The sequence below is a fragment of the Candidatus Villigracilis affinis genome (assembly GCF_016705895.1).
In the GTDB taxonomy this organism is placed as follows: Bacteria; Chloroflexota; Anaerolineae; order Anaerolineales; family Villigracilaceae; genus Villigracilis; species Villigracilis affinis.
The window spans coordinates 180,633-193,964 of the sequence record NZ_JADJKT010000023.1 but is presented as its reverse complement, the minus strand read 5'-3'; the positions used below and the strand labels follow the sequence as shown (position 1 = coordinate 193,964).

The following is a 13,332-nucleotide window of genomic DNA, read 5'->3' as shown; positions in this document are numbered from 1 at the left end:
AAACAGGAGCGGATTCAGCGTTCGCCCTAAAATTGTTACAGACCAGTTGTCAGTTAAGAAAGATTCGGGGGGGGTTATATCGTCAAATAAACAGCAACAGCCGAGAGATCCATCAGTGCATGTAGGATCATTAAGTAGGGTAAAAGTGTCGGGCGAAGTTTGATGACAAGTCCTACAAAGAGAGCGAAAGGCAAGTACATTCCCAAACGCCATAGTATGAAACGACCGTCGAGATAAGGGGGCAGGAACATATGTTGTGCGCCGAGAAAGAAGGAAGCGATAAGCCATGCGAGCCAGCTTCGGTCTTAAAGGCGTGCTTCAGGACGCGGCATGACATAACCAAAATAGGTGGGTAATTCTGCGAAGGCAATGGTGGGTGGGAAGAGAAAGCTCAATACAAATGCCCAAAGTTGGTAGCGGACGAAACATCATGGTGGTAGAATCCTGGTGTCACCAAAAAACGCGGCGGCCAGAGCGGGGTCATTGGCAAGGCACCAATGGGTAGCCCGATGATGTTTGTTCCAAAGAACCAAGCCGTGTCTTTTCCATGTCTCACGTGAAAAGTGTATAACATCGAAATAACCTTTTCCTTCCGCATATGTACAGACGCACGAGCAAATAGATGGATACAAAGTTGGTGAGGAATGCTGTGAATGTCCACCAACGGGCAGATTCATCCCGCATGAATCCGTGCCGTTGCGGAAGAGAATCAGCGCGATCAAGGCTTGAAAGAGGATGAACAGCACGGAGCGCGAGATGAGCATGAGCCAGGGACGGAAGCTTGCCTGGCGTTTTGAGATCGGGATCGAACCCGGTTGGTGGTGGCTTGCATGGTTTTTCCTTTCCTATTTATGTTTTTATTGTATAGTATCCAGAGCAAAAGACCCCTGTCATTGAGGGTCTACACTATCCACTTGGACAGTATGTCCGATCGGATGTGTACATAATTTCGAAGGCTGACGAGCATTATTTACATCCTTTTCTGCTCCCCATCATGATCGCCATTGTTCCGGGCTCCACGAATTGACTTTGGTAAATCTCATTCATCTTTTCAGCAGGGATGGGATAGTTGTTGTCGATCCACCAGGTCATCAAGGCAATAAACGTACTAGCGACATAGTGCCCAGTTGTTCAGGTGGATATTTTTGTTTCTTTTGGCAGACCCTTGTTTCAAATGATCAAGGCAGGTATCCATGCAGAATTTCTGGATGTGCGTCAATGTGATGTAGCTTCCTTTTTTGTTTTTGCACCTGCTGGAACATGGCAAGACTCAACACCCGGGGGACTTTCGATATCAAAGGTTGTTCCCGATAAGAAATCCTCGAACTGCATGCGCAGGGTTCAAAGCCTTTGAGGAGGAGTTGATCCAGACTTTCAAAGTGTGCATAGAACGTGGAGCGTCCCACATTGGCACGGTCTATTACATCCTGCACCGTAACCTTTTTCATGTCCTTTTCCACCATCAATTCACTCAAGGCTGTTTGCAGTGATTGTCGTGATCCGCTGGATGCGGCGGTCTTCGGGTTTGACTTTTTTGGCATGGTAATTTCCTTTCGACCACTAGTACACGAAGTACACAAAGGAAAGGCTTTATACCCTTTCGGTTTTATTCTCGTGACCCTTTGTGCTAAAATCTATAATCGCTCCTCAATGTTCAATAACGTACGATTTCAACACATTGGTTGTTGACGTCTTTTCATTATCTTTGTATAACCGAACATAGTGTTCAGAAACATATACAGTGTACATCATATTCTTTTACAAGAAAAGGAGCAAATCGAAAATGGTAACAAGTTTAGCAAGTAAAAATCAGGTGATGGTTCAGCCATGTCGAGAATCACTATCGAGTTGAAAAAAGTCTCTAAGGCGTACGATGTTGCCGCAGGGAAGTTCCTCAGTCAGGCATGCCGGGCATGGCTGACACAGGTGAGTTTGCGGTGGTTGGCAAATCAGGGGGAAGTCACGCTTATCAACATGATCGGGCGACGCCGACTTCGGGCGGTGTTCGTGGCTGGGACGGCTGTCCGTGCGATGGATCAGGCGGTGGCTGTCTGGCGTGGACGGAATGTGGGCGTTGTCTTTCAGTTCTTTCAACTGCTTCCTACATTGACCGTTGCGGAGAACATCGTTCTGCCGATGGATTTTGCAATACGGTTCCCTGTCAACGAGCGACGGGAGACGTGCGATCTCCCTGCTCGAAAAGGTTGGCATCGCCGAACAAGCTGACAAACTCCCCGCAGACCTCTCAGGCGGACAGCGACAACGCGCTGCCATCGCACGCCTGCTTGCGAACGACCCGCCGTTGATCGTAGCGGACGAGCCGACAGGAAATCTCGATTCAGCCACGTCGGATGGGGTCATGCAGTTGTTTGCGAATCTTGCTGCAGAGGGGAAGACCGTGTTGATGGTGACTCACGAACGTGACCTCACGCAATACTTCACCCGTTCCATTGCTTTTGGCTGATGGTTCAATTCGTGAACGGAGGGCAAAATGAAACGGCCCTCGTTGGAAGAAAGTTGTTGCGTGATTTGCGTCCGCACAGGGGCGCATGGCGATGATGGTCATTGCCATTGCGGTCAGCATTTTTAGCGTTGGCAATTTCTTGCGCGCCTATACCATTGCCAGTCGTGAGATGAAGTCGCAATTATCTCGGTTAATCCCGCCTCGGCGTTCATTGGAGTTGGATCGAGTGGACGATGCGCTGGTACAAGCTGTCAGCGAAAGAGATGGTATTTCAGAAGCCGAAGCAACCTCATGGGTCGGGCGAAGAGCCGAGATCAGTCCCAATGAATGGATGCCGTGTTGCTGTTCGTCGTCCCAGATTTTAGACGTCGTGTCAGCACGGTCGCTCCTGATGCGGGCGTATCCTCCATTGGAACAAACGATTCTGTCGAGCGTGAAGTCCTGCCGATGTTGATTTGAACATCGGTGATGCGATCTCAATTCCCAAAGCGAACGGCACGACGCAACAAATAAAAATTTCGGGCACGGTGCACGACCCTGCGCTTGCGCCTGCGTGGCAGGAACAACCGGTGTACGGTTACATCACGCCTGCAACGTTGGCGATGCTAGGCGAAGGCGAGACGTTGAATATTCTGAAGGTCATCGTGAGCGATGAACCGTATAACGTGACCGCCATCGAGATCAACGGTGAGTGAGTTAGCGGTGTGGCTGAAGGCGCAGGGGTTATATTGTGCATGGGATTCGCATTCCGCCGCCAGGCAGGCATCCCATCAAAGTCAGATGACCTCCGTGATCACATTGTTTCTTGTGTTCAGTTTTTATAGCTTTGTTGTTGAGCGCCATTCTCAGCAACGATGATCACTGGCTTGCTGGCGCAACAGATCCGCCAGATCGGGATCATGAAAGCCATCGGCGCACGTACACGGCAGATCACAGGTTTGTATCTTGTGTTGATTGTTTCGCTCGGTATTGCGGCGTCGCTGATCGGCGTTCCGCTGGGCATTGCCGCGGGACGTGGTTTCACGGGCGTGATCGCTCAACTTCAAACCTTGAAATTTACAGCGATGTCGTTCCGTCATGGGTCTATCTTGTTTTGATTTCACGGGCATTCTGATTCCGTTGCTGGTTGCACTGGATCCCATTCTCAAGGCGACTCGCATCACAGTGAGGAGACTCTCAACGATTACGGCATCAGCCCTGATGCGTCCGCTTCATCTCCAAGGGACGGCTGGCTCAGCCGCATTCGGTTTTTTTGACAACACCCTGATCCTGGCTCTGCGCAACACCTTCCGCCGCCGTGGACGATTGATGCCTACATTGGGTCTGCTCTCCGCCGCTGGTGCCATGTTCATGACGGGCATCAACGTGCGTAGTGGGTGGCAAGCCGCCCTCGATCAATCCGCCGCAGACCGTCACTACGATTTGGAGATCCGTTTCAACGCACCTGTGTCCGGGAGATGAGATCGAATTGCTGATCGAAGGTGAAGTAAAAACCTTTCGACTTGTTGGCGTTATCCAGCAGACTCTTTCTCCATCTTCGGCGTACGTCTTACCTAAAACTTATGCCATCGCCACAAATCAACCTGTTGAGTTGACGAATGCCGTCCGCGTTGTGATGCGTGAACACTAAAGAGTCATGGCATCCATTACTCGTGATGTTGAGCAGGCATTGGCGGTTGGGAATGTCGGCGTCAAGGTCACGGTTTCAGAGGCTTTGCTAGTGAAGCCATCAGCGGACATGTGTATATCTTCATCGTCGCCTTGATGATGATCTCAACCGTCATGGCTGTAGTCGGCGGGCTGGGACTCATGTCCAGCATGGGCACCAGCGTCATTGAGCGGACACGTGAGTTTGGCGTTATGCGTGCCATCGGAGCCAAGTCAAAGACCATCCTGCGAAACATCATCAGCGAAGGAGTCTTCATCGGATTGATGAGTTGGGTGATTGCCTTGCCGCTGTCCATTCCGCTGTCGCTGGGAATCGGCTACCTGATCGGCATGATGTCCTTCCGCTCGCCGTTGCCGTTGATCGTGTCGCCGATGGGTCTTGTCATTTGGTTGTCTGTCATTTTTGTCGGCTCGATTGCGGCAAGTGCTTATCCCGCCCAGCAAGCGTCTCGTTTGACGGTGAGAGAGACGCTGGCGTATGTGTAATCAATAACCCGTCATTGCGAAGGCGGTGCTTTTCGCTCGAAGCAATGACGGAAATATAAAAAGGAGAATAAAAATGGAACAAAAAACTGATAACAAAAAGAAGATCGTGAAAGTGGTGATTTGGGCTATCGTCATCCTTGCTTTGATGGGAACCATGCATATCATCGTCAATAACATTGACGGCTTGGAAATTATTAGGCAACTGCACGGGGATAGAGTAAAAAGACTCCCCGCAGCGATGGGGAGTCTTTACTGTCCACTTGGACAGGTGTTATTCGGCAAAGAATTCAAGAAGTTTTTGATTCACCTTCTCTGGATTCGCAACCGCGGTGATATGATGTGCGGCGGAAATGATTTCGACCTTCACGTTGGGAATCAATTCCCGCGCTGATTGAATGGCAGAATAGAGATCGTTGTAGATTGCCTCTTTATCTCCCAGAATAAGCAACACCTTTGCCTTGATCTGGGCAAACTCTTCTTTCGAGTACATACGCGGGAAACACCTGATTGATCAACCCGCCGTAGACCATTGAATTATAAAACAGCGCTCCCAAAGCGGATCGCGAGGCAGACCTTGGTGCATCCAATCCACACTGCTGTGCATGACCCGTTTCACACCAGGTACTTTGGGGAGAATCCATAGATTGCTTTGGGGATGAACATGTGTGTGTAGAAAGGTCGCATCTTGTAAATTGTCGCGGCGGGACCGATCAACACAAGTTTGCGAATCCGTTCTGGAAGTTTCATGGCGTAGTAGGCGCCTGTGAAACCGCCATAGGAATTGCCAGCCAGGTACAAGGTGTCTATGCCCAAACCATCGATCACTTCTGTGAACCATTGCAGGAAATCATCAAGTGACGTGATCGGTTTGACGGGACGACTCTTGTTCCCTTCGCCAATCACATCCACAGCATAGACTCGATAGGACTGACTCAACGCGTCGACATTTCGGTACCACGACATTGCAGATGCCAGCAACGCAGTAACAGGACAACAGGCGGCGCGTCTTGGGTCCGCTGGCGATGACGTGGGTCTCGCCGAAACTGGTCGAGATGGTTAATTCCTGGCAGGGAGGTCGCCCATTTGTCCATGATGGCTTGATAGGGCACTAGCACTTCCTTTTCGCCTTCGGGCGATGTGAACATGGAGTAAATGTTGACATGTGAAACTCCTTTTAGAACAATCCCCACACCACGTGGAAGACAACATCCGCCCAGAAGTGGACTCCCGCCGCGGCGACCAGTCCGTCTTTCATGTAGCGTTCGCCTACGAGGAGTCCGACGACACCGTTGAGGATGAAAACTTCTGCCAATAGCACAGGATTCAGATCGGCTAAGGATGAAGCGCCTGTCAGCAGGAAGATGGTGCCGAGATGCTGGCACCAAATGCAAGCGCGGCGATGACGTTGGCGATCCACGACAATGCGACGGTGCGTCCGTTGAAGCGTTTGAACAGCCAGTTGAGGATGAATCCCCACAAGCCGAAGACAAATCCACGGAACATGATCTCTTCACCGATGCCCGCACTGAGGGATGCAAGTATGGAAACGGGAAAGGTCGGATGGGGAACCTGCCAAAGCCATTGATGGGAGCGAAGAGCAGGTCGCCAACGATAATGAAAGACACCGCAGACCAGACCCAACACAAGAGGGGATGACGAACCAGCGTCGCCAGTTTCCGTCTTCGCTGAAGATGCCAGGCAGTTCGAGTTTGCGGGCAAACCAAAGACCCGCCAGCCCGAACAAACCGTAGAGCACAAACACGCTACCTGCGTTGGCAAGCCCCAACCCAGTCGGGGACGCCCATATCGGGCATGGAGACGCCAATGGTTGCGACGAGTTCATCCATGAAAAAGGCATAGGTTACATAAGCAGAAAGTGCATACCCAGCGAGCAAAATCAAATATACAGTGAGTTGTTTGCGATTCATTTTTTCTCCTTACTCGAACTTCAATACAGCCGAAAAAACGGAAGCATGTAATCTCGAATGCGTTCTCCGAGCACGCTTTGATGCGAGCCGCTGTAGGCTTCCACTTTAACAGGAATGCCCGCCGCGGTGTTGTTCACCGAAATAGATGCAGCCTTTGGGTATCCAGTTGTACTCATCGTATTCGCCGTAATCCACAACGATGCCTTTGAGTTTGAGGAGGTTGTCCTTGTATAGTATGACTTCATCGGCGATGCCGCCAAAGCCGCTCTCCCATTTTTTCCAAACCTCATCGTCGCGGATCAACTGACCACCTACTTCGGCGAAGGGATAATCAAAATAGGGAGGTTGCCGATCGGGATTGGACGCGAATGCGAAACCGTGGGACAGCGTGAACTGCTCGGTGAGAAGATATTCTTCGTCTTCGCCTCTTCCAACGGGAGGGCTGATAGCTTTTCTTCAAATTTGATGAAACTCTGAATCAGCCTTTCGCTCTCGAACATTTGCGATTCAGCCAATCCATTCTCGTCGAACAAGCCAGGACTCATGCTGTATACCGCGCCAAACACATCGGGACGATGCATGGCAATGTTCAACGCACCGAAGCCGCCCATCGAGTGGCCTGTAATGCCGCGCGATTCGGCCTGTGCCAAAGTGCGAAAGTGACCATCCACATAGCCGACTACATCCTGGGCGATGAAATCCTCCCAGTTGCCTGTTACAGGTGAATTGGTATAAAAACTACCGCCGAGTTTATTCATCCCATTGGCCACAACGATGATTATTTCATTCACTTTTCCATCGCTGACCAATCTATCCATGCTGTCTGGAAGGTTAAAACCGATCATGCCGCTGTCGCCATAGCCGGGCAGATAATAGATCACCGGAAAGTGTTTGTCTGGAATGCCGTAGGAAGGCGGCAAGTAGACTTGGATTGTCCTTTCTGCGGCTTCACCAACAAGATTGTTTTTCAGAGAAGGAGCAGAAATCTTAATCGTGTTTATGGGCTGAAAGACTTCCGTTGGGGCAGTAATTGTTGGAGTGCTTACGATCTGTGTCGGTTGTATCGCAGTGGCGATGGGAGTGCAGGCGCTAAGCACGAAGATAAACGTTAGTAATAAAGAATTAGGAATGTGTTTCATGATGAACCTACTTAGATGATCGGTGCATGCCGTAACCCCAGACGATGCCAAACACAAACGGGATAAAGATGCCGACACGTTTCCAATCTACAAAATTGTTTTCCATTATTATTCTCCTGAATTGAAGGCTTTGTTACTTGTATCATAGCCTTTGAAAACAAAAGACTCCCCCCGTCGCTGGGGAGTCTTCACTATCCAGATGGACAGGTCGTGATCAGGGATGTTTACTTCGACCATGCCACCGTTGACGTAACTGAGCAGTTTGCCGTTCATGAGCAGGCGCGGATCGGATTCGTAGCGTGTGCGGACGGTTTCAAAGTCGGGCTCGTCGTTTGCAGTCAACGCGGCGACTTCATCGAGAGCGGCGAGGTCAGCGGGGTCGTCGAGCGATTCGTTGAGGATCACGCCCCAGCAATCCCACGGGAGCAGTTCCATTTTGTTGAGCGATGCCACATCGCGGACAAAGTCACCGCGCACGAAGCCGAGTCCGTGCATATCGAAGATGCCAAACTTATCGGGGTCTTGTTCGCCCGTGCGGCACATCTGCCATGCCTTCCCGCCGACGATGAACTGGTCGCGCGGTACATCGAGGACATCGAAGTTGATCTTCAAGACATCCTGTTGCAACGCATCGAGTTGTGCATCTACGAGCACCCAGCGGTTTTGTTCCGCATTCCAATACTCGACCACCCAGTGATCTTCGAAATGGTCGGGTAGGAAGTAGGCCGCGAAACCGCAACGAGCGCGCGCAGGGATTCCCTGATGGCGCAACATGGAAACAAGAAGCAATGAATGGTCGCGGCAGTTGCCGAGCAGTTTCTTTTCGATAGGGCGCGGCTCGGTCAATGGACGAGGATCAAGTTCCAGTGTGCGTGCGAGGCGTTTTTCCATCCAGCGCAATTGCAGTTCAGCCATGCGTTCAGGTGGCGCTTTGAATCCATAGTGCTCCGCCCAAAAGACGTGGATGGTGACTCCCTGCACGAGTTTGACCAGTTCAGGGATGGAAGTGGGTAGGTTATCGAAGAGAGAGACATGGTTCCCAGGGTCAGAGATCAGACCTTGTTGGGTGAAGTATGTGAGTGTTGGGTTCATGGTGCCTCCATATCAAGTATATTTTGCGTTCTTTATCTTTGCCTTGCGTTTGCGCGGCTCGTAGCATTGCCAATAGACCCTGTGCTCATTGTATCGATTGCTTGGCGGTTTTGTCTCATCGGGATGTCCAACATAGACCATGCACAACGGTATGACATTTTCAGGGATGCCCAGCACTTCGGCGACGGGCTTGATCTTGCTTGGGTATGGGTGGACGCCGATCCACACTGCGCCGAGTCCCAGTCCCGCCGCCGCAAGCAGGATGTTCTCAGTGGCGGCACTGCAATCCTGTTCCCAATGTCTGCGTCCTTCCACGTTGTTGGCAATATCTGGATTGCCACACACTACGATCGCGGCGGGCGCGTTGTATCTCGCAAATAAGAACTTCGCGCGGATCTGATCAAGCACCTCAGGTTCCGTCACCACAATGAACTCCCATGGCTGGGAGTTGCACGCAGTGGGAGCCGCCATCGCGGCTTTCAACAATGTGATCAACGTCTCATGCTCCACAGGGTCAGGCGTGAAACAGCGTATGCTTCTACGGCTTAGGATGGTTTCGATGGTCTCAGGCATTTTCGTTTTCCAATGTATTTACCATTCCTTAATCCACGGTTCCAATAAATCAAATTCTGTAAATCCCATGGATTCATACAACGCGTGTGCGGCAGTTCCATACGAGCTGACCGTTGCCAGCGTCGCGCCGAGTCTTTCGGCGCGGCGCAAGCCTTCGCTCATGACGGCTTTGCCGAGTCCGCGTTTTTGGTGATTGGGGTGTGTGCCCACAGGTTCGAAGACCGCGGTGCGGGTCACATCGTCGAACCAAACGGTGCAGAACGCGGCGAGTTCGCCATCTTCTGCAACAGCGACGATATCGAGGTCGCGGCGATAGAGCGGAACGCGTTGCACGTTCCTGTACCATTCCCAGCCTTGATACTTTTCGTCCGGCTCATCGGGGTGAAAAACTTTCCACGAGAGCCAACTGCGCGCGGGCAATTCGTTTTCGTCACCCAAGGCGCGGACGGAGTATCCGCTTTTCGGGGCAGAATCAGGTATCGGTTGGGAAAAGAAGCGGCGGCGCATGTGTTCGGCGAGAAACTTCGAGCGGACGTATCCGCGTTCGGTGAAGAGTCCTTTTGTCGCTTCATCCGCCGCATTCACCCACACGATCAATTCCTTTTTGCCTTCATCTTTCGTTTTGGGAAGTTTCGCCTCGGCGACATCCAGCATCTCGGACATGGATACCTGATCCTGGAACGCGGGGTGGATTTGGAAGAACGCTTCGTTATCACCATCGGGGTTGAGCATTGCGACGATCTGCCCGTTCAACTCCCAAAGCGTGACGACATCTTCGAGCTTCATGTGGAAGATGTTCTCGTTGACATGCCAGCGCCAGTAGTCCCAGCGTAACAGCGACCATGAAAAGTCATGGCGGTTATTGTGAAGCGACACCTCGCGCAGGAACTCGCGGATGCACCAGTAGTCTTCTTCGGTTTGGTAGGGGCGTTGTGTTGGTTTCATAAGATCAATTGTATTGAAAAGCAAAAAGAAATCCCTGTCCGTGAAGAGAGTCTTGAACTAGCCAGGCGGATAGTATCAGCGAATCAGAAATCATTTAAAATCAATACAACCAATCTATTACAAGCCTCGTAAACAGACTGCCATTTTGAAATCGCTGAATTATTGGAGACCATTATGCGACTTACTATTAACAAGCTCGGCAAAGAATACAAACGCGGATTTTGGGGATTGAAAGATTTTTCCCTTGAGATCAAACCTGGCATTTTAGGATTGCTCGGCCCGAACGGCGCGGGCAAATCCACATTCATGCGCATGCTCGCCACCATCACCAAACCCACAGACGGCACGATCACATGGAACGGCGTGGACGTTGTGAAAAGCCCCGACACATTGCGTGATGTGCTCGGATACCTTCCGCAGGATTTCGGCGTGTACCCCAACCTCAACGCCGTGGAATTTCTCGAATACATGGCCGCCATCAAAGGGCTGGATGCCGCATCCGCAAAGAAACGCATTGACGAACTTCTGCAACTTGTGAATCTTGTGGAAGCCGCGAAACGTCCGCTGGGCGGATATTCGGGCGGCATGAAGCAGCGCGTGGGAATCGCGCAAGCCTTGCTCAACGACCCGCAGCTGCTCATCGTGGATGAACCCACCGTTGGCCTCGACCCTGAAGAACGTGTGCGCTTCCGCAACTTGCTTTCGGATCTATCTGGCGAACGCATTGTGATTCTTTCAACTCACATCGTTTCAGATGTGGAAGCGACCGCCACGCATATTGCCCTCGTCAACAAAGGTCAACTCTTGCGCGAGGACGCGCCTGAAAATCTTCTCAAAGAACTTGAAAATAAAGTTTGGGAGTGGACAGTTCAAAGCGACGACCTGCCCGCGCTCAAGCAAAAGCACATCGTCAGCGGAACCATCCGCAGAAGCGACGGCGTTCAAGTGCGCGTGGTCAGCGCGGAGAAACCCGAAGCGCAGGCAGAGAATGCCTCACCAAATCTTGAAGACGCGTATCTCTATTTCATCGGCGGTAAACAATGAAATCCTCGCGCGTCATCTATCATTTAGCCCGCGCCGATTTTTTGGAACGCGTGCGCCGTTATAGTTTTCTCGTCATGCTTGGGCTGGCATCTTTGCTTGGTTATCAAACCGCCGTTGGCAATGTCCGCTTGCAACTTGGCGATTATCGCGGCGAGTTCAACTCCGCATGGGTCGGCGGCATGATGTCGATCATCGCGACCTTCTTCATCGGCTGGTTCGGTTTCTATCTCGTCAAAGGCTCCGTCGCACGCGACCGCGAAACAGGCGTCGGGCAGATCATGGCCACCACGCCCATGACCCGTCCGCTGTACACGCTCGGCAAATGGATCAGCAACTTCGCCGTCTTAATGCTCATGGTCGTCATCCTCGCCATCTTCGGCATCGTCATTCAATTCCTCAGCGGCGAAAGCACACAAGTCAACCTCAGCGCATACCTGCTGCCATTTGTGTACATCGTCATGCCGCTCATGGCGCTCGTCGCCGCGGTGGCTGTGCTCTTTGAAGCCATCCCATTTTTATCGGGCGGCTTCGGCAACATCGTTTATTTTTTCGGCTTCATCATGATGCTCCCATTCATCATGGAACAGGATTTCATCAACACCTATCCAGCCATCGAACCGATGGGCCTCGCCCTGCTCAAAGCAGACATGGCGGAAGAAGTGATTAAAGTCTTTCCCGATTATGGCGGCAGTTTCATGCTCGGCGGCATGGACACGCCCATCATCGGCACCTTCACCTGGACAGGCATCGAATGGACTCCCGCCATCATCGCCACCCGCTTCGCCTTCATCGGCCTCGCCATTCTTTTGACGTTGCTCGCCGCGATCTTCTTCGATAGATTCGATCCCTCGCGCGCAAAACCCAAGAGGATAAAAAGCACCGCCTCAGACTCTGCGCCCGAAATTGGTTCAACATCTCAAGCATTACCCACGCCCCGTCTGACTCCTCTTAACGCCGCCGCGAATGGATTCAGTTTCTCAAGAGTCCTCGTTGCTGAATTGAAACTACTGCTCAAAGGTCAACGCTGGTGGTGGTACATCGCCGCCGCAGGACTCATCATCGCCTGCTTCGCAAATCCATCTGCAACCACGCGTGAGATCGTTCTGCCCTTCGCATGGATCTGGCCCATCTTAATTTGGTCAGCCATCGGCAACCGTGAAATTCACAACAACGTCCAGCAGTTGACCTTCTCCTCCGCGTCCCCGCTCATGCGTCAACTCCCCGCGCAATGGATCGCCGGATTCATCGTCACGCTCATCATGGCAAGCGGCGCAGCCCTTCGCTTCGCCATCGACGGCGACACAATCGGATTGCTGGCTTTGTTTTCAGGCGCGTTCTTCATCCCATCACTCGCCCTCGCCTCAGGCGTCTGGAGCGGAACCAGCAAACTGTTTGAGATCTTATATATGGTCATCTGGTATCTCGGCCCGCTCAACAAAGTCCCTGGGTTGGATTTCATCGGCTCGCACAGCAACGGGTATCCACAGTTTTTCATCCCGTTTTCAATCGCATTGATCGCCTCTGCCATCTTTGGAAGGTCACGGCAGTTGAGAAATTGATCAAAATATAGAGCTCGGTAGCCCGTCAAAGTTACATTCAATACATTACAAGAATTGCCCCACGATGACCTTCGGACGATATTGCAGCGACTCTGCTAGATGCGGTGACTGGATCTCATCACTTCCCGCCAAGTCTGCAATCGTGCGGGGTAACTTGAGGATACGATGATATTTTTCCAGTAAGCTCTTCTGCGCGGTTATAAATTCAACGAGGGCTTGTGCTTAACCTGCGCCAAGTTTTATTTGGCTTTTCAGTACCCAATCTCATCCAACTTTCGTCGATGGAGTATTTACGCCATTGGCGGAAATTTGGAAAGCTGGCGAGCCAATGACCAGACCATTGGTTTTCAATGCATTATTGCCTTGCAGATGTTCAAGTATATACCCTGCATATAGATGGCCAACGATGTAAAGATCTGCATCTCATACAACCA

At 51.5% G+C, this 13,332-nt stretch carries 20 protein-coding genes and 1 pseudogene; 10 read left to right on the top strand and 11 right to left on the bottom strand.

Annotated elements, in window-relative coordinates; translation table 11 throughout:
• Positions 1-1,178: 1,178 nt before the first annotated feature.
• Positions 1,179-1,541, bottom strand: coding sequence for a TetR/AcrR family transcriptional regulator (locus IPI86_RS10135; RefSeq protein WP_345297883.1), 363 nt, complete (start codon positions 1,539-1,541; stop codon positions 1,179-1,181).
• A gap of 602 nt (positions 1,542-2,143) precedes the next feature.
• On the opposite strand from IPI86_RS10135, the gene IPI86_RS10130 reads away from it, so the two are divergent.
• The 8 genes from IPI86_RS10130 (at position 2,144) to IPI86_RS10095 (ending at position 5,009) form a co-directional block, all read left to right on the top strand.
• Positions 2,144-2,464: an ATP-binding cassette domain-containing protein gene (locus IPI86_RS10130; RefSeq protein ID WP_345297882.1), complete on the top strand. Its 321-nt coding sequence runs from the start codon at positions 2,144-2,146 to the stop codon at positions 2,462-2,464.
• A gap of 455 nt (positions 2,465-2,919) precedes the next feature.
• Positions 2,920-3,159 carry a hypothetical protein gene (locus IPI86_RS10125; protein WP_345297881.1) on the top strand — a complete coding sequence of 80 codons (240 nt, stop codon included), beginning with the start codon at positions 2,920-2,922 and terminating at the stop codon, positions 3,157-3,159.
• 159 nt (positions 3,160-3,318) lie between these two features.
• Positions 3,319-3,561, top strand: coding sequence for an FtsX-like permease family protein (locus IPI86_RS10120; protein WP_345297880.1), 243 nt, complete (start codon positions 3,319-3,321; stop codon positions 3,559-3,561).
• Complete coding sequence (locus IPI86_RS10115) at positions 3,542-3,925, top strand: hypothetical protein (RefSeq protein ID WP_345297879.1); 384 nt, start codon at positions 3,542-3,544, stop codon at positions 3,923-3,925. The genes IPI86_RS10120 and IPI86_RS10115 overlap by 20 nt, the downstream gene beginning before the upstream one ends.
• Positions 3,926-3,932: 7 nt before the next feature.
• The gene (locus IPI86_RS10110; protein WP_345297878.1) at positions 3,933-4,094 is read left to right on the top strand and encodes a hypothetical protein; all 162 of its coding nucleotides are present in this window, start codon (positions 3,933-3,935) and stop codon (positions 4,092-4,094) included.
• 6 nt (positions 4,095-4,100) lie between these two features.
• On the top strand, positions 4,101-4,229 hold the full coding sequence (locus IPI86_RS10105; protein ID WP_345297877.1) for a hypothetical protein: 129 nt from the start codon (positions 4,101-4,103) through the stop codon (positions 4,227-4,229).
• Positions 4,205-4,618, top strand: coding sequence for an FtsX-like permease family protein (locus tag IPI86_RS10100; RefSeq protein WP_345297876.1), 414 nt, complete (start codon positions 4,205-4,207; stop codon positions 4,616-4,618). The genes IPI86_RS10105 and IPI86_RS10100 overlap by 25 nt, the downstream gene beginning before the upstream one ends.
• A gap of 73 nt (positions 4,619-4,691) precedes the next feature.
• Positions 4,692-5,009, top strand: a complete 318-nt coding sequence (locus IPI86_RS10095) for a hypothetical protein (RefSeq protein ID WP_345297875.1) — start codon at positions 4,692-4,694, stop codon at positions 5,007-5,009.
• 221 nt (positions 5,010-5,230) lie between these two features.
• On the opposite strand, the gene IPI86_RS10090 is transcribed toward IPI86_RS10095, so the two are convergent.
• The 9 genes from IPI86_RS10090 to IPI86_RS10050 all read right to left on the bottom strand — a co-directional run bounded on the left by IPI86_RS10090 (position 5,231) and on the right by IPI86_RS10050 (position 10,295).
• A complete protein-coding gene (locus IPI86_RS10090) occupies positions 5,231-5,596 on the bottom strand; it encodes an alpha/beta fold hydrolase (RefSeq protein ID WP_345297874.1) in 366 nt (121 codons plus the stop codon).
• Positions 5,597-5,792: 196 nt separating this feature from the next.
• Entirely contained in the window at positions 5,793-5,930 is a 138-nt protein-coding gene (locus IPI86_RS10085) for a hypothetical protein (protein ID WP_345297873.1), read from the bottom strand.
• Between the two features lie 38 nt (positions 5,931-5,968).
• Entirely contained in the window at positions 5,969-6,376 is a 408-nt protein-coding gene (locus IPI86_RS10080; RefSeq protein WP_345297872.1) for a CPBP family glutamic-type intramembrane protease, read from the bottom strand.
• A 5-nt stretch (positions 6,377-6,381) separates the two neighbouring features.
• Positions 6,382-6,546, bottom strand: coding sequence for a hypothetical protein (locus tag IPI86_RS10075; RefSeq protein WP_345297871.1), 165 nt, complete (start codon positions 6,544-6,546; stop codon positions 6,382-6,384).
• A 105-nt stretch (positions 6,547-6,651) separates the two neighbouring features.
• Positions 6,652-6,849, bottom strand: coding sequence for a hypothetical protein (locus IPI86_RS10070; RefSeq protein ID WP_345297870.1), 198 nt, complete (start codon positions 6,847-6,849; stop codon positions 6,652-6,654).
• Positions 6,850-6,857: 8 nt separating this feature from the next.
• Positions 6,858-7,685: an alpha/beta hydrolase-fold protein gene (locus IPI86_RS10065; RefSeq protein ID WP_345297869.1), complete on the bottom strand. Its 828-nt coding sequence runs from the start codon at positions 7,683-7,685 to the stop codon at positions 6,858-6,860.
• 108 nt (positions 7,686-7,793) lie between these two features.
• Entirely contained in the window at positions 7,794-8,777 is a 984-nt protein-coding gene (locus tag IPI86_RS10060; protein ID WP_345297868.1) for a transglutaminase-like domain-containing protein, read from the bottom strand.
• A 12-nt stretch (positions 8,778-8,789) separates the two neighbouring features.
• The gene (locus IPI86_RS10055; RefSeq protein ID WP_345297867.1) at positions 8,790-9,350 is read right to left on the bottom strand and encodes a nitroreductase family protein; all 561 of its coding nucleotides are present in this window, start codon (positions 9,348-9,350) and stop codon (positions 8,790-8,792) included.
• 18 nt (positions 9,351-9,368) lie between these two features.
• Positions 9,369-10,295 (bottom strand): GNAT family N-acetyltransferase, encoded by a 927-nt coding sequence (locus tag IPI86_RS10050; protein WP_345297866.1) that lies wholly within the window; start codon positions 10,293-10,295, stop codon positions 9,369-9,371.
• 174 nt (positions 10,296-10,469) lie between these two features.
• On the opposite strand from IPI86_RS10050, the gene IPI86_RS10045 reads away from it, so the two are divergent.
• On the top strand, positions 10,470-11,339 hold the full coding sequence (locus IPI86_RS10045; RefSeq protein WP_345297865.1) for an ABC transporter ATP-binding protein: 870 nt from the start codon (positions 10,470-10,472) through the stop codon (positions 11,337-11,339).
• On the top strand, positions 11,336-12,898 hold the full coding sequence (locus IPI86_RS10040; RefSeq protein ID WP_345297864.1) for an ABC transporter permease subunit: 1,563 nt from the start codon (positions 11,336-11,338) through the stop codon (positions 12,896-12,898). The genes IPI86_RS10045 and IPI86_RS10040 overlap by 4 nt, the downstream gene beginning before the upstream one ends.
• Positions 12,899-12,943: 45 nt before the next feature.
• Here the strand turns inward: IPI86_RS10040 and IPI86_RS10035 are convergent.
• Positions 12,944-13,072: pseudogene (locus tag IPI86_RS10035) on the bottom strand (hypothetical protein); the annotation flags it as partial.
• Positions 13,073-13,332 lie beyond the last annotated feature (260 nt).

Bases quoted from the DNA above. Each gene is read 5' to 3' on its own strand.
- IPI86_RS10135 (WP_345297883.1), bottom strand. From the start codon at position 1,541: ATGCCAAAAAAGTCAAACCCGAAGACCGCCGCATCCAGCGGATCACGA.
- IPI86_RS10120 (WP_345297880.1), top strand. From the start codon at position 3,319: ATGATCACTGGCTTGCTGGCGCAACAGATCCGCCAGATCGGGATCATG.
- IPI86_RS10115 (WP_345297879.1), top strand. From the start codon at position 3,542: ATGGGTCTATCTTGTTTTGATTTCACGGGCATTCTGATTCCGTTGCTG.
- IPI86_RS10105 (WP_345297877.1), top strand. From the start codon at position 4,101: ATGGCATCCATTACTCGTGATGTTGAGCAGGCATTGGCGGTTGGGAAT.
- IPI86_RS10095 (WP_345297875.1), top strand. From the start codon at position 4,692: ATGGAACAAAAAACTGATAACAAAAAGAAGATCGTGAAAGTGGTGATT.
- IPI86_RS10075 (WP_345297871.1), bottom strand. From the start codon at position 6,546: ATGAATCGCAAACAACTCACTGTATATTTGATTTTGCTCGCTGGGTAT.
- IPI86_RS10065 (WP_345297869.1), bottom strand. From the start codon at position 7,685: ATGAAACACATTCCTAATTCTTTATTACTAACGTTTATCTTCGTGCTT.
- IPI86_RS10060 (WP_345297868.1), bottom strand. From the start codon at position 8,777: ATGAACCCAACACTCACATACTTCACCCAACAAGGTCTGATCTCTGAC.
- IPI86_RS10055 (WP_345297867.1), bottom strand. From the start codon at position 9,350: ATGCCTGAGACCATCGAAACCATCCTAAGCCGTAGAAGCATACGCTGT.
- IPI86_RS10050 (WP_345297866.1), bottom strand. From the start codon at position 10,295: ATGAAACCAACACAACGCCCCTACCAAACCGAAGAAGACTACTGGTGC.
- IPI86_RS10045 (WP_345297865.1), top strand. From the start codon at position 10,470: ATGCGACTTACTATTAACAAGCTCGGCAAAGAATACAAACGCGGATTT.
- IPI86_RS10040 (WP_345297864.1), top strand. From the start codon at position 11,336: ATGAAATCCTCGCGCGTCATCTATCATTTAGCCCGCGCCGATTTTTTG.